Source organism: Massilia sp. IC2-476 (assembly GCF_020707295.1).
Classification (GTDB): Bacteria; Pseudomonadota; Gammaproteobacteria; order Burkholderiales; family Burkholderiaceae_D; genus Telluria.
The window spans coordinates 1,029,568-1,045,666 of the sequence record NZ_JAJFER010000001.1 but is presented as its reverse complement, the minus strand read 5'-3'; the positions used below and the strand labels follow the sequence as shown (position 1 = coordinate 1,045,666).

Here is a 16,099-nt window from a genome sequence, read left to right as displayed (position 1 = left end):
CAGCAATGGAAGCACCCGCACTCGACGCCTGGCTGGCGGCGAACCCGGAGGTCGAACAGATCCCGGGGCGCGACCTGTTCATCATCGCCCGCTACCTGATCCCGATGGACGCCACGCTGGCCCAAGGCTGCCTGGTCGCCGCCGGCATCCCCGCCGTGCTGGCCGACGCCCACCTGATGCAGGCCGACCTGCTGCTGGCGCCCGCGCTGGGCGGCGTGCGCATCCTGGTGCCGTCGGACTACCTGGAGCAGGCCAGCGCCGTGCTGGCGGGCCTGGCGCGCGGCGACTATGCCCTCGACGAGTCGTTTACGGATGAGTAGATCGTCGTTTTGCGTGAGATACCGAACGTTACAGGGGCGAACGGGAGCGTAGCCTAGGGGCGTGAACCACGATTCAAAGGAGAATCATCATGCCTCAAGGTGATAAATCGTCCTACACGGACAAGCAGAAGCGCCAGGTCAAGCACATCGAGGAAGGCTACGAGAAGAAGGGCGTCGGCAAGAAGGAAGCCGAGCGGCGCGCCTGGGCCACCGAGAACAAGATCTCGGGTGGCGGCAAGAAGCACTGATCTGCAGATTTTGGCAAAGAAAAACGGCCCGGTTTGCGAGAACCGGGCCGTTTCGTCTTGGTGGTGATAGGTGGACTTGAACCACCGACCCCAGCATTATGAGTGCTGTGCTCTAACCAGCTGAGCTATATCACCTTGAGCGGTAAAACAAAATGGCCTGACTCCGGGAGTCAAGCCATCCGTTTGGAATTCTGTGGTGGTGATAGGTGGACTTGAACCACCGACCCCAGCATTATGAGTGCTGTGCTCTAACCAGCTGAGCTATATCACCGCAACGGCAGGCATTATCGGGGGCGCCGCGCCAGCTGTCAAGGCTGGACGCCCTTCCCAAGCGCAAAAATCTCGCGCCAATGTCATTTTTCCAACTGCGCCAGCCGATCGATCAGCTCGCCCGTCGGGTCCGTACCGAGGCAGTCTATCACGATCCGCTCCGGCATCGCGCGCAGCCAGGTGATCTGGCGCTTGGCCAGCTGGCGGGTGGCGATGATGCCCAGTTCGCGCAGTTCGGCGCGGCTGATGCTGCCGTCGAGGTAGTCCCAGGTCTGGCGGTAGCCGACGCAGCGCATCGAGGGCAGGTTGGGTGTCAGGTCGCCGCGTGCGCGCAGGCGTGCCACTTCGGCCACCAGGCCTTCGTCGTCGCGTTCGCCCAGCATCTGGTCGAAACGCTGCGCGATGCGCTTGTGCAGCACGGCGCGGTTCGAGGGTTCCAGCGCGAACGAGACCAGCTCGAAGGGCAGCTCGGGCTTTGCGCGCAGGCCCAGCAGCTCGGACATCGGCTTGCCCGTGAGCTGGATGATCTCGAGCGCGCGGTTGATGCGTTGGGCGTCGTTCGGTTTCAGGCGCTCGGCCGTGACCGGATCGAGCGTGCTGAGTTTCGCGTGCATGGCGGGCCAGCCGACGCGCGCGGCTTCTTCTTCGATGGCGGCGCGTACCGCCTGGTCGGCGGTCGGCAGCTCGTCCAGGCTGTCGGTAAGGCCTTTGAAATACATCATCGTGCCGCCCACCAGCAGCGGCAGCGCGCCACGCGCGCTGATCTCGCCCACCAGGCGGATCGCATCCTCGCGGAACTGCATCACCGAATAGGCGTCGAGCGGGTCGATGATGTCGATCAGGTGGTGCGGCACGCTCGCCAGTTCCTCGGCAGATGGCTTGGCGGTGCCGATGTCCATGCCGCGGTAGACCAGGGCCGAATCGACCGAGATGATCTCGACTGGGCGCGTTTGTGCGATCGCCAGCGCGGCCGCGGTCTTGCCGGACGCGGTCGGGCCCATTATGGCCACGGCCATCGGCTTCTTGCTGCTCTTTTCCATCACTGACCGCGCAGGAAGAGTTTGTCGAGCGCCGAGATCTCGAGCTGGACCCAGGTTGGACGGCCGTGGTTGCACTGGTCGGAGCGTTCCGTGATTTCCATCTGGCGCAGCAGAGCGTTCATCTCCTGGTTCGACAGGATGCGGTTGGCGCGCACCGCCGTGTGGCAGGCGAGGGTGCCGAGCAGTTCGTTGCGGCGCTCGATCAGCACGCGCGAGCCGCCGTATTCGCGCACGTCGCGCAGCACGTCGCGCGCCAGGGTCTGCGCGTCGGCGTTCTTCAGCAGGGTCGGCACGGTGCGCACGGCCAGGGTGGTGGGCGAGAGCGCGGCGATGTCGAAGCCGAGCGTCTTCAGGGTCTCTTGGTGATCCTGGGCGGTGGCCACTTCGATGGCGTCGGCGTAGAAGGTCACCGGGATCAGGAGCTGCTGCACCTGCAGTTCTTCACCGTCGGCGCGCGCGTCCAGCACGTTCTTGATCTGCTCGTACAGGATGCGCTCGTGCGCCGCGTGCATGTCGACCAGCACCAGGCCCTTGGTGTTCTGGGCCAGGATGTAAATGCCGTGCAGCTGGGCCAGCGCGAAGCCGAGCGGGAAGTCCTCGTTCGACAGCGGACGCTCGGAGGCGGACAGCGGCACGCCCACCGGCGCTTCCGCTTTCGCGGGCGCATTTGAAGCGAACAGCGCGCCATACGCTTCGGTGCGCTGGGCCACGCCACCGGTAGTGGGCTGCGGCCGCGGATCGTCCCAGCGGCTGCCCGGCGCGAAGGGCGAAGGCGAGAAGCTCGGCGCCAGCTGCGCGCCGAACGAAGTCTGCTCGTGCGGGCGCGGCGCCCACACCGGCGTGCCGCTCGGCCTGACTTCGGCGGCCGAGATCGGCGCCGGGGCGCTGCCATGCGCCGTGGCCGAGGTCTGGGCCAGGGCGCGCTGCACCGCGTGGAACACGAACTGGTGGACCGCGCGGCTGTCGCGGAAGCGCACCTCGATCTTGGACGGGTGGACGTTGACGTCGACCAGCGCCGGATCAAGGTCGAGCGACAGCACATAGCAGGGGAAGCGATCGCCGTGCAACACGTCCTGGTAGGCCGCGCGCACCGCGTGCACCAGCAGCTTGTCGCGCACGAAGCGCCCGTTCACGTAGAAGAACTGGCCGTCGGCGCGCGCCTTGGAGGCGGTCGGCAGGCCGACGTAGCCGTGCAGGCGCAAGGGGCCCGCCGCTTCGTCCAGCGCAAGGCGCGCTTCGCCGAACTCGTTGCCCAGGATCTGGGCGCTGCGCTTGGCCGCCTCGCTCACGTTCCAGTGGTCGATGGTGCGGCCGTTGTGCGTCAGGCTGAAGGACACGTCCGGACGCGACAGCGCGATGCGGCGCACGACTTCGGCGCAGTGGCCGTACTCGGTCTGCTCGGACTTGAGGAACTTGCGCCGCGCCGGGGTATTGAAGTACAGGTCCTGCACGTCGATGGTGGTGCCGAAGGCGCCGGACGAGGGGGCCACGGTGCCCTCGTGCGAGCCGACGATTTCATAGGCGTGCGGCGCGTTCGGCGTGCGCGAGGTGATGCGCACCGCGGCCACCGAGGCGATCGAGGCCAGCGCTTCGCCGCGAAAGCCCAGGGTGCCGACGTGTTCCAGGTCGTGCAGCGAAGCGATCTTGGAGGTGGCGTGGCGCGCCAGGGCCAGCGGCAGCTGCTCCGGCTCGATGCCGCGGCCGTTGTCGGTGATGGCGATACGCTTGACCCCGCCTTCTTCCAGGCGCACGGTGATCTGGGTCGCGCCCGCATCGAGCGCGTTTTCCAGCAGTTCCTTGACCACGGCGGAAGGTCGTTCGACGACCTCGCCTGCGGCGATCTGGGAGATCAGCTGGTCGGGGAGCTGCTGGATGGGGCGATGGGTGTTCACTGGGGCGTTCATCCGGCGATTATAGCTCGCCCCGCGGGTGCCAAATCGTGCCTGTCGCTAGAGATTGTGGATCGACCGCGTCATGGCTGGCTGTCTCCCCAAGGCGAGAAGCAGTCGTAGGTGTGGTGCCGCAGGATACGCCCGTCGCGAAACTGGAAGAACTGCGCGAAGCGCGCCTGCATGCCGTCGCCTGCCTTCAGGCCGAGCGGCGGCGCGTCGACCGCCAGCGTGGCGCTCCAGCTGGCCTCGAGCGCCAGCTTGTCGCCGTTGGCTACGCTGTTGTCGATCACAAGGCGCTGCGTGGCGAGTAGCGCCTTGCCGCGCCGCGCCGCTTCCACCAGCGCGGCCCTGTCGCGCCGTGCTCCTCCAGGCAGCAGGCGGTTCGGGTGTTCGACCTGCTCGGCGTCCTCATGGTAGGCCGCCTCGATGGCGGCCAGCTCACCCTGCTCGATGGCGGCGAACAGGCGCCGCACGATCTCGATAGACATGTTATCCTCCGATTGCACAACTATGGTTGTGTATACTGACAGAGAGGAGGCTTCTTGCCAATACCCCCATCCCAGCCGCCAAGCGATCTTGCTTCGCTCGACCTCGGCACGCTCGCCTTCATTGCAGGCACCGGCTTCAACCACACGGTCACTGCGCGCTTGCGCGCCGCCGGCTATCCCGAAGTGCGCCAGGCATTCGGCTACGTCGTCCAGCACCTGCTGTCAGGACCGAAGAGCGCCACCCAGCTGGCGAATCTGATGGGGATCAGCCAGCAGGCGGCCACCAAGCGGCTGCAAGAGATGCTGGGCCTGGGCTTGCTGGAAGAGGTCGCCGGCGAGGACGCGCGGCGCCGCATGGTAGTTCTAAGCGCACGCGGCTGGAGCATGGTGGAAACCACGCGCGCCCTGCGTGAACAGGTAGCGGCGGAAGTACTGGCGAGTCTGCCGCCGGCCGAGGTGGGCGTGGCGCGGCGGGTATTGGCGGAGGTAGTGCACCGACTTGGGATCGAGCCGGCGGTGCGCGCGCGCCGCCTGCGCGAAGCGGATTAGAAGGGACTCAAGGCTTCTGTTCGCGTACCGGAATCGGCGCACTGCACAGGTCGATCTTCCCGGCCGAGAACTTGTTCCACGGGCCGCCGCGGTTGCGCTGGGCGTCAATGACGGCCTGGTAGGTGGCGCTGTCGGTGCGCATCACTTCCAGCTTGCTGCGCTCGGCTTCCGGCACGTCGGCCGCCATCCGCACCAGTTTCAAGGGCATGCGCTGTTCCGGCTTCTCGTAGAAGCCCAGGGCGCCGGTGCCACGCGGCTGCACCGAGAGCAGGGACATGCCGGACACGACCCGGCCGACCACGGTGATGTTGCGGTCCAGCTGGCGCGGCGCATGGCCGATGACCGTGTAGAGCTGCGAGCCGTTGCCGGTGTCGGCATCGGTGTCGCGCGCCACGCCGATCATGGCGTAGCAGTGCACCAGCCAGGCCTGGCCACTGGCCGGGTCGCGCGCGGCCGGGAAGCCGTTCACGTGGCCGACCTGTGGCGCATACACGTCGCCATCCTTCAGGCGGGTGAACGTGCCGGCCGACTTGATCGGCGCGGTGAACTCGGCCTTGACCGTTTTGGCGGCCTTGAAGGCTTTCGGTTTTTCCTCGTCCGGGTCGCCCCACTGCACCACGAAGCCTTCCTGCGAGCGGATGATGAACAGGCCGTCGAAGTAGTTTTCGCGTACCAGCGCGCGGATGTTGGCGGCCGTGTTCGGCGCAAACGCGGGCGCCAGCTCGATCACCACGCGCCCGGTCGGCAGGTCCATGTAGAGCGTGTTTTCCGGGTCAAGTGCGCGCCAGTCGGTGGGCTTGGACGCCTTGACCACGTCGGCCACCGTGGCCCTGGGCGGCAGTTCCTTCGTGGCCGGGGCGGCCTGGCTGCCGCTAGCGGCCAGCGCACCCGCGGCCAGGGCAAGGCGAAGGGCGGTGGACATCGTGCTCATGCGGTCTCCTGATGGTTTGTTATCCGGTCGATTGTGCTGGAATGTGGTCAAAACGTAAAGCTCATCACAGCGCACATATCCTCCGGATGCCAGTGCCTGCCGGTCGGTCCCAGAGCGGGAGATGGTATGATGCAAGGCTACCTTCTAGGAAAATTATGGATCTGATGCAATTATTCGACATGGTCCTGCATGTCGATAAGACGCTGGGCACGCTGCTGGCCCAGTACGGCACTTACGTCTACATCGTGCTGTTTGCGATCGTGTTCTGCGAAACCGGCCTGGTGCTCCTGTTTTTCTTCCCCGGCGACACCTTGCTATTCATTGCCGGCGCCTTCTGCGCCACCGGCCAGATGAACTATCCGCTCCTGATGGCGCTGCTCATCACGGCGGCGGTCACGGGCAATACCCTGAATTACTACATCGGGCAGGCCATCGGGCACCGGGTGTTTACGCACAACTACCGCTGGATCAACAAGGATGCGCTACAGCGCACCCACGACTTCTTCGAGAAGCACGGCGGCAAGACCATCATCCTGGCCCGCTTCGTGCCGGTGGTGCGCACCTTCGCGCCCTTCGTGGCCGGCGTGTCGGAAATGACGCATGCGCGCTTCCAGATGTTCAACGTGACCGGCGCCGTGCTGTGGGTGGCCAGCCTAGTCACGGCAGGTTTCTTCTTCGGCGGCATCCCGATTATCAAGGACCACCTGACCGAGATCGTGCTGGTCGGCGTGTCGGCGGCGATCGTGCCGCTGGCGATCGGCGGCCTCTACAAGTTCGGCCGCCGTGTGTTGAGCCGATAACAGGCATTGCCATCCTTGCAGCGCCCCGATATTTTCGGGGCGTTGTTGTTTCAGCGCACTCAAGTTTACGCCGCTTATTGCCGATAAGCATGAGGACAGACTCATTCCTGGATTCTCATGCGCCACCTCATCGCCCTGTTAGCTTGCAGCCTTGTCATGGCCTCGGCAAGCGCGCGCGACTCCGCTCCCCACGCTGCCAAGCCGGCCGACGGCAAGACCGCGAACGTCAAGGCCATCCTCGAAGGCAAGGCCAACGCGTCGGTGAAGCCGGACATCAAGGCCCTGGCCGCGCAGGCCGACGCGCGTCCGGCCAGGCCCGAGCCCGCAAAAGCGGCTGCGCCGGCCGCAGCGGACGAGGAGCAGTCGGAAGTCGACCTGTCGGTGCGCATCGCCGAACGCCTGGCCCAGCTGCGCGAGCAGCAGGCCACGCGCGCCGCCGCGGCCGCCAAGGCGAAGAAAGCTGCGGACGCCAAACGCCGCAAGGAAGCCGAGGCCGCGATCGCCGCCGCCAACAAGCCGAAGAACGGCACCCACTGGTCTTACGAGGGCGAGTACGGCCCGGCCAACTGGTCCAACATCAATTCGAGCTGGGCCAAGTGCAGCACCGGCAAGCGCCAGTCGCCGATCGACCTGCGCGACGGCATGAAGGTCGACCTCGAACAGATCGCCTTCGACTACCGTCCCACCTCGTTCAGCGAGATCGACAACGGCCACACCATCCAGGTGACGGTCGGCGGCGGCAACTTCCTCACGGTCGGTAACCAGGCCTACGAGCTGCAGCAGTTCCACTTCCATCGCCCGTCGGAAGAGCGGATCAACGGCCGCGGCACCGAGATGGTGATCCACTTCGTGCACCGCAGCTTCGAAGGCAAGCTGCTGGTGCTGGCCGTGCTGCTCGAGCGCGGCAAGGCCAACCCGCTGATCCAGACCGTGTGGAACCACCTGCCGCTGGAAAAGCAGCAGAGCGTGTCGCCCTCGATCGTGCTCGATCCGAACGAAGGCCTGCCGGAAAAGCGTGAATACTTTACCTATATGGGCTCGCTGACCGAACCGCCCTGCACGGAGGATGTGCTGTGGATCGTCATGAAGCAGCCGATGCAGGCGTCGCCGGCGCAGATGGCGCTGTTCTCGCGTTTGTATCCGCTGAATGCGCGGCCGGTGCAGCCGAGTAATGGCAGGATGATCAAGGAGTCGAACTGACGGTCGATCCGTCGGTTCGCTTGCAAAATTGGATCCCGGCCTTCGCCGGGATGACGGCTCATAGCGTAGTGGCTAGCCCAAAGACCGTCGTTCCGGCGAAGGCCGGAACCCAAGTTCCTCAGCTCACCCGATACGTACCAACCCAAGCCTGCCCGGCATCGAGCGTGCAGGGGTCGAGCAAGGCCGGCTCGATGCACACGAAGCGCTTGTACTCGTCGTTCTCCATGTCCGCCAGCGCCGCCGCATCCACCGCGCCCGGGTTCCACACCACCGCATCCAGGAAGCCGCTCTGCTCCAGCACCAGGGTGCCGGTGCTGGTCGTCATCTGGGCGCGTCCCGTCACATGCTGGTAGACCTCGTCGAGCTTGTCGATGACCGAGATCTCGTCAGAGGAAATGCCCTCGATGCGCACTTCGCATACGTCCGGCACCAGGTGGTAGGTGTGCAGCGCCGCCGAGAAGGGGAAGGGCGCCGCGCCCAGGTTGCGCACGGTGAGCGTCATCGTCAGTTCGTTGGCGCGCACCGCCACCCGCAGCGACAGGGCGAAGGTGTGCGGCCAAGCGTCGGCGATGGTAGTGGGCAGGTCGCCCGCGGCCAGGTCGAAGCAGGCCCAGGCCGCGCCGTCTTCCAGGCCGCTGTCTTCCAGGCGCCAGGTGCTCACGCGCGCGAAGCCATGGCGCATTCCCTTGCCGCGTTCGGCAAACTGGGGAAAGATCACCGGGACGCCGCCGCGGATGGCCTTGCTCCCATCCAGCGCCGATTTGGCGCTCACGAACATGCGCTCGCGCCCGTCCGCCCCCTTCCACGACACCAGGTGCGCCCCGTACAGGGTGATGGTGGCTTCGGCGCCGTCCGGCGCGCTCAGGTGGATCGCGGGCAGCTGCCCGAAAGTGGTATGGGTGGCGAGGGTCATGGTAAAGAGGGTCAGGTCAGGCGGCTCTTGGCCATCGGCGGGTTGTCGGCGAAGTAGCGCTTGATGCCCTTGGTGATGGCGTCGGCCAGCTGGTTCTGGTAGCCGTCGTCGCGCAGCTTGGCTTCTTCGTCGGGGTTGGAGATGAATGCAGTTTCCACCAGAATCGAGGGAATGTCAGGCGCCTTCAGCACTGCGAAGCCGGCCTGTTCGACCGCGTTCTTGTGCAGGCGGTTGATGCCGCCGATCTCGGTGAGCACGGCCTTGCCGAGCTTGAGGCTGTCGTTGATCTGGGCCGTGGTCGACAGGTCGAACAGCACGCTGGCGATCTGCTTGTCCTGCACCGCGAAGTTGGCGCCGCCGATCAGGTCGGCCTTGTTCTGGTCGTTCGCCAGCCAGCGCGCCGCGCTCGAGCTGGCGCCTTTTTCGGACAGCACGAACACCGAGGAGCCGCGCGCCGTCGGCGAGACAAAGGCGTCCGCGTGTATCGACACGAACAGGTCGGCCTGCACCTTGCGCGCCTTCTGCACGCGCTGGCCGAGCGGCACGAAGTAGTCGCCGTCGCGGGTCAGCATCACGCGGGTGTTCGGCAGCTGCTCGAGCCGGTCCTTGAGGCGCTTGGCCACGGCCAGCACGATGTCCTTCTCGCGCGCGCCGGTGGCGCCGATCGCGCCGGGGTCTTCGCCGCCATGGCCCGGGTCGAGCGCGATGGTCACCATGCGCACCACCTTTTGGGCCGGCTGCTTGACGCCTTTCGAGGGCGTCGGCTGCACCGGCTGCGGCGGCGGGGTGCCGTTCAGGGCCGACATCTCGGATTCGAGCTTGGCGATCGCATCGGGCGCGACCTCGGTCTGGGCCGGCGGCGTGGCCGGCAGGGGCGAGGCCGGGTTGGCGCTGTCGGCCGCGGCCGCGCCGTCGAGCTTCCAGTCGCCCTTTTCGATCATGGCGGCGATCGGGTCGACCGGCTTGGTCGGATACAGGTCGAAGATCAGGCGGTGCTGGTAGCCGGCCACCGGGGCCAGGGTGAACACCTGCGGCTTGACGTCTTCCTTCAGGTCGAACACCAGGCGCACCACGTTCGGGCGGTTCTGGCCGACCCGCACCTGCTTGATGTAGGGGTCGTTCGGCTCGACCTTGGCCACCAGGCTCTTGAGGGTGTTGTTCAGGCCCAGGCCGTCGATGTCCACCACCAGGCGCGGCGGGTCGGGCACGAGGAAGTGCTGGGCCTTGAGGTCGCTGTCGTTTTCCAGCGTGACGCGGGTGTAGTCGGGCGCGGGCCAGACCCGGACGGCCAGGATCTGCGCCGCGCTGGCCGGCAGCGGGGCGACGACGGACAGCAGCAGCGTGCCGCCGGCCTTGAGCAGGGTGCGGCGCCGCGGCGAGCCGGGAATCAGGGGATCTAGGGGGTGTAGGCGAGACGGTCGAGGCATAGCAGGCCTAATTGGGACAACGCCTGCAATTCTACCTCACGGCCGAGACCGCTGACTTCCAGCAATACGCGGACGTCGGGTGGCGGCAACACCGGGTCGCCTTTTTCGGGCCATTCGACGATGCAGATGTTCCTGCCGTCGAAATCCTCGCGGAAGCCCGCATCCAGGAATTCCTCCGGACTGGACATCCGGTACAGGTCATAGTGGATGATGTTGACGGACTGGCCATCGACCTGCACGCGGTAGGGCTCCGACAGGGTATAGGTCGGGCTCTTGACCGTGCCCTTGTGCCCGGCCGCCTGGATCAGGGCGCGCGTGAGCGCCGTCTTGCCCGCCCCGAGGTCGCCGTGCAGGTAGATCACCAGGCCCGGCTGGAGGGCACGGGCCAGGGCCTGGCCGAGGGCGGCGGTGGCGGATTCGTCGGGCAAGTAGGCTTTGAAGGGCTGCATCGAATAAAATACGAGGTTGTTCCGCGCGTTCCCGCGCCGTGTTGTTCCATCCTGCCATGTTGACATCCCCACCCGACCTGCACGAGCTAGCCCGCACCATCAAGACCTGGGGCGCGGAGCTCGGTTTCGCCGACGTGCGCATCGCGGACGTCGACCTGGCGCATGCGGAAGAGGGCCTGCAGGCCTGGCTGGATGCCGGCTGCCATGGCGAGATGGATTATATGGCAAGCCACGGCATGAAGCGTGCGCGGCCCGGCGAACTGGTGCCCGGCACGGTGCGCGCGATCGTGGCGCGCATGGACTACCTGCCCATGAGCCGCGCCGCAGACTGGCGCGAGCAGGAACATGCGCGCCAGCGCGAACCCGGCGCCGCCGTCGTCTCGGTGTACGCCCGGGGACGCGACTACCACAAGGTGCTGCGCAACCGCCTGCAGGCCCTGGCCGAACGGGTCAAGGCGGCAGTGGGCGAACTCGGCTACCGCGTGTTCACCGACTCGGCGCCGGTGATGGAACTGCCGCTGGCGGAAAAAGCCGGGCTGGGCTGGCGCGGCAAGCACACCCTGCTGCTGTCGCGCGCGGCCGGCTCCACCTTCTTCATCGGCGAAATCCTGGTCGACCTGCCGCTGCCCGTCGATCCGCCCACGGGCGCCCATTGCGGGCAATGCCAGGCCTGCATCGCCGTCTGCCCGACCCAAGCCATCCTCGGCCCAGGCCGGCTGGACGCGCGGCGCTGCATTTCCTATTTGACCATTGAACTGAAGGGCAGCATCCCGGAAGAGCTGCGTCCCCTGATCGGCAACCGGATCTACGGCTGCGACGATTGCCAGCTGGCCTGCCCGTGGAACAAGTTCGCGCAGCGGGCCAGCTTGCCCGACTTCGACGAGAGGAATGGTCTGGGCGAGGCAAGCCTGGTCGAACTGTTCGGGTGGGAAGAGGAAGAATTCAATCGCCGGATGGAAGGCAGTCCGATCCGGCGTATCGGCCACGAGCGCTGGCTGCGCAACCTGGCCGTGGGGCTGGGCAATGCCGCCGCCAGCGACGCGTTCAAGGGAGAGGCGACGATCCTTGCCGCCCTGCGCGCGCGCGCCGAACACCCGTCAAACCTGGTGCGCGAGCATGTGGCCTGGGCGCTGGCGCGCCATGGGGTTTCACTCGATACGCTTGAGGCGCAGGGCTGACCAGTCGCCGTCGATCGAGATCATCGCCACAGCCGTGATGCCGTTTTCCTTGGCATAGGCATTGATGGAATCGCGGTTGATGTCGGTCGCTTTCGAAGCGGTCTGCTTCAGGTAGGCGATCCACAGCGAACCCTTTTCTCCCAGCCGCTCCTTGGCGAGCGGCAGGTATTGCTCGAGCTCCTTGCGGTTGAGCGCGAACATCATGATCACGTCGAAGGGGCCGTCGCCTTCCTTGACCAGGTTGGGCGGCATTTGCGCCGTCACACCCGGATTGGCCTGTCCATTAAGGATCAGCATCGATTTCGCCGTCCTCAGGAACATCTTGTCTGCAACTGTTTTTTCGCTCATGAGAATTCCTAAATGCAATAGCTCCGCGAGCGACGCACGATGCGGCGTCGCGGTGCGTTCCGGTTCATTTTACAAGGCTTCCTTCAAATCGCAGGGACGCTTGCCGTGTGCAAAAAGAGGAGAACAGAGGGCAATTGAGGGCGGACGAAACAGTTGCAAGACGTAGGGTGGGCAGGTTTTCCTGCCCACGCGGTTGCGCTGTTGTTACTTCAACAGTCCTGCCAATTCCACCGCCGTCTTGACGTGCATCTTGTCGAAGATATGGGCCCGGTGCACTTCCACCGTCCGCATGCTGATGCCGAGCTTGTCGGCCACGACCTTGTTCATCATGCCGGCCAGGATCAGGTCCAGCACTTCGCGCTCGCGCGCCGAGAGGGTCGCCAGGCGCGCCTGCACCACGGCCGCTTCCGCCGCCTTGCGCGATGCGCCCAGGGCTTCGTCCACGCGGTCCATCAGCACGTTGTCGTTGAAGGGTTTTTCGAAGAAGTCGAAGGCGCCGCGCTTGAGCGAATCGACGGCCATCGGCACGTCGCCGTGGCCGGTCAGGAAGATCACGGGCAGGCGCGCGATCAGGCCATTTTTGACCAATTGGTCAAATACCGCGACGCCATTCATGCCGGGCATGCGCACGTCCAGCAGCACGCAGTCCCCCCCGGTGCCCAGCGCGCCGGCGGCGCCGATCGCTTCGAGGAAGGCTTCGCCGCTGGCGTAGCCGCGCGCTTCCAGGCCGCGCGACTGCGCCAGCCAGGCAAGGGCGTCGCGGATGACGTCTTCATCGTCGACGATGTGCAGCATGTGGTGTGTCTCCTGCGTTTCTCGTTATATGGTGCCGTGGTGCTGTGATGCGCGGGCCGCAGGCGGATTTTAGCCCAGCGCCCGGCTCGCCGCTTGCGCCGGCAGCGCGAAGGTGAAGATCGTGCCGCCCTCCGGGTTCGGCGCATGGGTCAGTGTCCCGCCGTGGAACTCGATCGCGGTGCGGCAGATCGAGAGGCCCATGCCCATCCCCTCGGCCTTGGTCGAGTAGAAGGGCGAGAACAGGCCGGCCGCCACTTCCGGCGCGATGCCGTGGCCGCGGTCGATCACCGACACCGCCACCTTGCCGTCCTCCTGAAAAGCCGCAATGCGCAGCACGCGCTGATCCGGCGCCGTGTCGTGCATGGCTTCGATCGCATTGCGCGTCAGGTTGAGCAGCACCTGTTCCAGCATCACGCGGTCCGCTTCCACCTGCGGCAGCAGCGAGGGCAGTTCCACGCGCAGGGTCACGCCAGCCTGGCGCGCCTGCAGCTCGACCAGGGCGCGCACGCCGTCGACCACGCTGCGGATCGTGACCGGCTCGCGCCGCGGCTCGCGTTTCTTGACGAACTCGTGGATGCTGCGGATGATCTGGCCGGCGCGCTGGGCCTGCTGGCGCGCCTGTTCCAGCGCATGGCGCAGCATGCCCGCATTGACCGGTTCGCCCGCCTGATTCGTACGCTCCAGCACGTTGAGGGCGCCCGCCGTGTAGCTCGAGATCGCCGCCAGCGGCTGGTTCAGCTCGTGCGCCAGCATCGAGGACATCTCGCCCATGGTCGCCAGGCGCGCGCTGGTTTCCAGCTTTTCCTGCTGCTGGCGGTTGAGTTCTTCGGCGCGCTTGCGGTCGGTGATGTCCTGGACCGAACTCATCCACCCGGTCTGGCGCCCGTCGGCATCGACCAGCGGCGCCTCGTAGACCAGCACCGGCACCCGGGTGCCGTCGGGACGCTGGAACACGGTCTCGAACTGGGGCGTGATGGTTCCCGCCAGCACGCCGCGGAAGCGCTCCTCGTACTCGAGCATGACTTCCGGCGCCCAGTAGGGCATGGGTGGCTTCTTGCCTACCAGTTCTTCGGGCGGGAGGCCGACGATCTCGCAGAAGGCGCGGTTGACGTAGGTGACGCGCCCTTCCAGGTCGCGCGCGCGCAGGCCCGTGATCAGGGAATTTTCCATCGCGGTGCGAAAGGCCATCTGCTGGCGCAGCGCGCGCTCGGCCGCCAGCGTGCGCGAGATGTGGCGCCACAGCGAGGCCAGGCTCAGCACCAGGCCGAGGGCCAGCACGATCACTGAGCCCACCAGCAGGTTGGGCAGCAGCTTCGGCGCGCCCTTGACGCTGTCGGTGGACAGCACCACTAGGGCGCCGGGCAGGTCGAGCTCGCGCCGGTGGGTGTACACGCCGCGTCCCGGGCCGCCGGCCGCGCGGCGGGCCACGGGGCGCTCGTCGCGGTCGAGCAGGGTCAATGCATTGTCCTGGGCGAACCACCAGGGCACGGTCTCGTCGAGCAGCACCTGCAGGCTGTAGGTGGCGACCAGGCTGCCCGCCGGCTTGCCGTCGGCGTACAGCGGCAGGTAGTAGTCGATCAGGCCTGACGTGGCCGGGGTGGCGCCGTAGGCTTCGCCATAGCGCCCGCGCCTGGAAGGCACGGCCACGCTGGCCGCCAGCCGGGTCGGCGCGGGCAGGGCGGCGGGCGGCTCCAGGCCGTGGCTGGCCAGCACGCCGCCATCCGGGCCGTACCAGACGATGCGCACCAGCTCGTGGCCGTTGTTGAACATCTGCTGGAAACGCGCCTGCAATACCTGGGGCGAGGGCGGGCGCGCGACCAGGTCGGTGCCCAGGCCGGCCAGCGCTTCTTCGCTGCGCGCCAGCTCGAAGCGCAGGGTTTGCTCGACCCACAGCGTATCGGCGATCAGTTGTTCCTGGCGCTCGGTGGCTTCCATCTGGCGCGCCTGCCACGGCAGCCAGATTAGAACGGCCAGGAACAGCAGCACCAGCAGCACCGGCACCAGCCAGCGCCAGGAGCGCGCGCGCTCGGTGGCGCCCAGCGGGTCTGGCTGCTGGGTGAACGGAAATTTCATCAAGACTCCGGTTTTCGTTACACTGTCGGGCTATTGTGGAAGTCCACGATGGCAGGGCGGCGGTATGCCGCGCAGACTGGGCCCACCCATCATATTCCCATCGCGATCAGGATGAACCGAAGCGCCCCCTACCTCAAGCTGCTGGCCACCGTCTTGCTGGCCTGCGCCGCCACTGCTACCAGTGCTGCCAGGGCGCAGGCGCCGATCGTCATCAAGTTCAGCCACGTGGTCGCGCCGGACACCCCGAAAGGGCGCGCGGCCGAGCGCTTCAAGCTGCTTGCAGAGCAGATGACCGGCGGACGGGTAAAGGTGGAAGTCTACCCGAACAGCCAGCTCTACAGGGACCGCGAAGAGCTCGAAGCCCTGCAGCTGGGCGCGGTGCAGATGCTGGCGCCCTCGCTGGCCAAGTTCTCGCCGCTGGGCGTGAAGGAATTCGAAGCCTTCGACCTGCCTTACATCTTCCCGTCCAAGGAGGCGCTGTATGCGGTGACCGAGGGCCGCATCGGCCGCGGCCTGCTGCGCAAGCTCGAATCGAAGGGCATTACCGGCCTGGCCTATTGGGACAATGGCTTCAAGGTGATGTCGGCCAACAAGCCTCTGCTGGCGCCTGGCGACTTCCGCGGCCTGCGCATGCGCATCCAGGCCTCCCGGGTGCTGGACGCGCAGATGCGCGCGCTCGGCGCCCAGCCGGTGGCGCTGGCCTTCTCGGAAACCGCGCCCGCGCTGCGCGACGGGGTGGTGGAGGGCACCGAAAACCCGCCTTCGAACATGTTCACCCAGCGCATGCACGAGTCGCAGAAGCACCTGACGGTGTCGAACCACGGCTACCTGGGCTATGCCGTGATCGTCAACAAGAAATTCTGGGACGGCCTGCCGGGCGCCGTCCGCAAGCAGCTGGAACGCGCCATGCTGGAAGCCACCGCCTACGAGAAGACCATCGCCCAGCGCACCAACGACGCGGCGCTGGAATCGATCCGGCGCGCCGGCACCACCACCATCCACACGCTCAGCCCGCAGCAGCAGGCCGAATGGCGGCGCGCCATGCAGCCTGTGTATACGCAGATGGAAGACCGGATCGGCAAGGACATCGTGGAGGCGATCCGGCGCGAGGCGAATCGTTAGGCCCCTGCATGACATCCGTATGACATGGGGTAACACAAGTGAGGCGAACGATCATG

The 16,099-nt window shown here is 66.4% G+C and carries 17 protein-coding genes and 2 tRNA genes; 7 read left to right on the top strand and 12 right to left on the bottom strand.

Going from position 1 to position 16,099, the window contains the following annotated elements; translation table 11 throughout:
• Positions 1–5: 5 nt before the first annotated feature.
• Entirely contained in the window at positions 6–320 is a 315-nt protein-coding gene (locus LK539_RS04690; RefSeq protein ID WP_227799734.1) for a putative signal transducing protein, read from the top strand.
• An 89-nt stretch (positions 321–409) separates the two neighbouring features.
• On the top strand, positions 410–568 hold the full coding sequence (locus LK539_RS04685) for a hypothetical protein (protein WP_036215215.1): 159 nt from the start codon (positions 410–412) through the stop codon (positions 566–568).
• Between the two features lie 58 nt (positions 569–626).
• Here LK539_RS04685 and LK539_RS04680 read toward each other — a convergent pair.
• From LK539_RS04680 to LK539_RS04660, 5 genes are all read right to left on the bottom strand, one after another.
• A tRNA-Met gene (locus LK539_RS04680) sits at positions 627–703 on the bottom strand.
• 59 nt (positions 704–762) lie between these two features.
• Positions 763–839 (bottom strand) — tRNA-Met (locus LK539_RS04675).
• Between the two features lie 82 nt (positions 840–921).
• The gene (gene miaA / locus LK539_RS04670) at positions 922–1,878 is read right to left on the bottom strand and encodes a tRNA (adenosine(37)-N6)-dimethylallyltransferase MiaA (RefSeq protein WP_227799733.1); all 957 of its coding nucleotides are present in this window, start codon (positions 1,876–1,878) and stop codon (positions 922–924) included.
• Positions 1,878–3,782, bottom strand: coding sequence for a DNA mismatch repair endonuclease MutL (mutL, locus tag LK539_RS04665; RefSeq protein WP_227799732.1), 1,905 nt, complete (start codon positions 3,780–3,782; stop codon positions 1,878–1,880). The genes miaA and mutL overlap by 1 nt, the downstream gene beginning before the upstream one ends.
• A 68-nt stretch (positions 3,783–3,850) precedes the next feature.
• Positions 3,851–4,258, bottom strand: a complete 408-nt coding sequence (locus tag LK539_RS04660; RefSeq protein ID WP_227799731.1) for a nuclear transport factor 2 family protein — start codon at positions 4,256–4,258, stop codon at positions 3,851–3,853.
• 54 nt (positions 4,259–4,312) lie between these two features.
• Between LK539_RS04660 and LK539_RS04655 the strand changes: the two genes are divergently transcribed.
• A complete protein-coding gene (locus LK539_RS04655) occupies positions 4,313–4,807 on the top strand; it encodes a MarR family winged helix-turn-helix transcriptional regulator (RefSeq protein ID WP_227799730.1) in 495 nt (164 codons plus the stop codon).
• Positions 4,808–4,814: 7 nt separating this feature from the next.
• Here the strand turns inward: LK539_RS04655 and LK539_RS04650 are convergent, their stop codons facing one another.
• Complete coding sequence (locus tag LK539_RS04650; protein WP_227799729.1) at positions 4,815–5,738, bottom strand: peptidylprolyl isomerase; 924 nt, start codon at positions 5,736–5,738, stop codon at positions 4,815–4,817.
• A 155-nt stretch (positions 5,739–5,893) separates the two neighbouring features.
• Between LK539_RS04650 and LK539_RS04645 the strand changes: the two genes are divergently transcribed.
• Together LK539_RS04645 and LK539_RS04640 are read left to right on the top strand one after the other, a co-directional pair.
• On the top strand, positions 5,894–6,538 hold the full coding sequence (locus LK539_RS04645) for a VTT domain-containing protein (RefSeq protein WP_227799728.1): 645 nt from the start codon (positions 5,894–5,896) through the stop codon (positions 6,536–6,538).
• 156 nt (positions 6,539–6,694) lie between these two features.
• A complete protein-coding gene (locus tag LK539_RS04640) occupies positions 6,695–7,738 on the top strand; it encodes a carbonic anhydrase family protein (RefSeq protein ID WP_307729080.1) in 1,044 nt (347 codons plus the stop codon).
• A gap of 118 nt (positions 7,739–7,856) precedes the next feature.
• Here LK539_RS04640 and LK539_RS04635 read toward each other — a convergent pair whose 3' ends face one another.
• The 3 genes from LK539_RS04635 to tsaE are packed head-to-tail and all read right to left on the bottom strand — an operon-like array spanning position 7,857 to position 10,527.
• Positions 7,857–8,651 (bottom strand): D-hexose-6-phosphate mutarotase, encoded by a 795-nt coding sequence (locus LK539_RS04635; protein WP_227799726.1) that lies wholly within the window; start codon positions 8,649–8,651, stop codon positions 7,857–7,859.
• Positions 8,652–8,662: 11 nt separating this feature from the next.
• Complete coding sequence (locus LK539_RS04630; protein ID WP_227799725.1) at positions 8,663–10,078, bottom strand: N-acetylmuramoyl-L-alanine amidase; 1,416 nt, start codon at positions 10,076–10,078, stop codon at positions 8,663–8,665.
• On the bottom strand, positions 10,048–10,527 hold the full coding sequence (gene tsaE / locus LK539_RS04625; protein ID WP_227799724.1) for a tRNA (adenosine(37)-N6)-threonylcarbamoyltransferase complex ATPase subunit type 1 TsaE: 480 nt from the start codon (positions 10,525–10,527) through the stop codon (positions 10,048–10,050). The genes LK539_RS04630 and tsaE overlap by 31 nt, the downstream gene beginning before the upstream one ends.
• A 56-nt stretch (positions 10,528–10,583) precedes the next feature.
• On the opposite strand from tsaE, the gene queG reads away from it, so the two are divergent.
• Entirely contained in the window at positions 10,584–11,705 is a 1,122-nt protein-coding gene (queG, locus tag LK539_RS04620; RefSeq protein ID WP_227799723.1) for a tRNA epoxyqueuosine(34) reductase QueG, read from the top strand.
• On the opposite strand, the gene LK539_RS04615 is transcribed toward queG, so the two are convergent.
• From LK539_RS04615 to LK539_RS04605, 3 genes are all read right to left on the bottom strand, one after another.
• The gene (locus tag LK539_RS04615) at positions 11,676–12,002 is read right to left on the bottom strand and encodes a DUF3052 family protein (RefSeq protein WP_227799722.1); all 327 of its coding nucleotides are present in this window, start codon (positions 12,000–12,002) and stop codon (positions 11,676–11,678) included. The genes queG and LK539_RS04615 overlap by 30 nt on opposite strands.
• 255 nt (positions 12,003–12,257) lie before the next feature.
• Positions 12,258–12,848 (bottom strand): response regulator transcription factor, encoded by a 591-nt coding sequence (locus LK539_RS04610; protein ID WP_227799721.1) that lies wholly within the window; start codon positions 12,846–12,848, stop codon positions 12,258–12,260.
• A 69-nt stretch (positions 12,849–12,917) separates the two neighbouring features.
• On the bottom strand, positions 12,918–14,921 hold the full coding sequence (locus tag LK539_RS04605; protein ID WP_227799720.1) for a PAS domain-containing sensor histidine kinase: 2,004 nt from the start codon (positions 14,919–14,921) through the stop codon (positions 12,918–12,920).
• A gap of 111 nt (positions 14,922–15,032) precedes the next feature.
• Here LK539_RS04605 and LK539_RS04600 point away from each other — a divergent pair, with 111 nt between their 5' ends.
• Complete coding sequence (locus LK539_RS04600; RefSeq protein WP_227799719.1) at positions 15,033–16,043, top strand: TRAP transporter substrate-binding protein; 1,011 nt, start codon at positions 15,033–15,035, stop codon at positions 16,041–16,043.
• The last annotated feature ends 56 nt before the right edge of the window (positions 16,044–16,099 follow it).

Coding starts and splice junctions, on each gene's coding strand:
- LK539_RS04630 (WP_227799725.1), bottom strand. CDS start 10,078: ATGCCTCGACCGTCTCGCCTACACCCCCTAGATCCCCTGATTCCCGGC.
- LK539_RS04640 (WP_307729080.1), top strand. CDS start 6,695: ATGGCCTCGGCAAGCGCGCGCGACTCCGCTCCCCACGCTGCCAAGCCG.
- LK539_RS04635 (WP_227799726.1), bottom strand. CDS start 8,651: ATGACCCTCGCCACCCATACCACTTTCGGGCAGCTGCCCGCGATCCAC.
- mutL (WP_227799732.1), bottom strand. CDS start 3,782: ATGAACGCCCCAGTGAACACCCATCGCCCCATCCAGCAGCTCCCCGAC.
- tsaE (WP_227799724.1), bottom strand. CDS start 10,527: ATGCAGCCCTTCAAAGCCTACTTGCCCGACGAATCCGCCACCGCCGCC.
- LK539_RS04685 (WP_036215215.1), top strand. CDS start 410: ATGCCTCAAGGTGATAAATCGTCCTACACGGACAAGCAGAAGCGCCAG.
- queG (WP_227799723.1), top strand. CDS start 10,584: ATGTTGACATCCCCACCCGACCTGCACGAGCTAGCCCGCACCATCAAG.
- LK539_RS04660 (WP_227799731.1), bottom strand. CDS start 4,258: ATGTCTATCGAGATCGTGCGGCGCCTGTTCGCCGCCATCGAGCAGGGT.
- LK539_RS04645 (WP_227799728.1), top strand. CDS start 5,894: ATGGATCTGATGCAATTATTCGACATGGTCCTGCATGTCGATAAGACG.
- LK539_RS04690 (WP_227799734.1), top strand. CDS start 6: ATGGAAGCACCCGCACTCGACGCCTGGCTGGCGGCGAACCCGGAGGTC.
- LK539_RS04600 (WP_227799719.1), top strand. CDS start 15,033: ATGAACCGAAGCGCCCCCTACCTCAAGCTGCTGGCCACCGTCTTGCTG.
- LK539_RS04650 (WP_227799729.1), bottom strand. CDS start 5,738: ATGAGCACGATGTCCACCGCCCTTCGCCTTGCCCTGGCCGCGGGTGCG.
- miaA (WP_227799733.1), bottom strand. CDS start 1,878: ATGGAAAAGAGCAGCAAGAAGCCGATGGCCGTGGCCATAATGGGCCCG.
- LK539_RS04610 (WP_227799721.1), bottom strand. CDS start 12,848: ATGCTGCACATCGTCGACGATGAAGACGTCATCCGCGACGCCCTTGCC.
- LK539_RS04605 (WP_227799720.1), bottom strand. CDS start 14,921: ATGAAATTTCCGTTCACCCAGCAGCCAGACCCGCTGGGCGCCACCGAG.
- LK539_RS04615 (WP_227799722.1), bottom strand. CDS start 12,002: ATGCTGATCCTTAATGGACAGGCCAATCCGGGTGTGACGGCGCAAATG.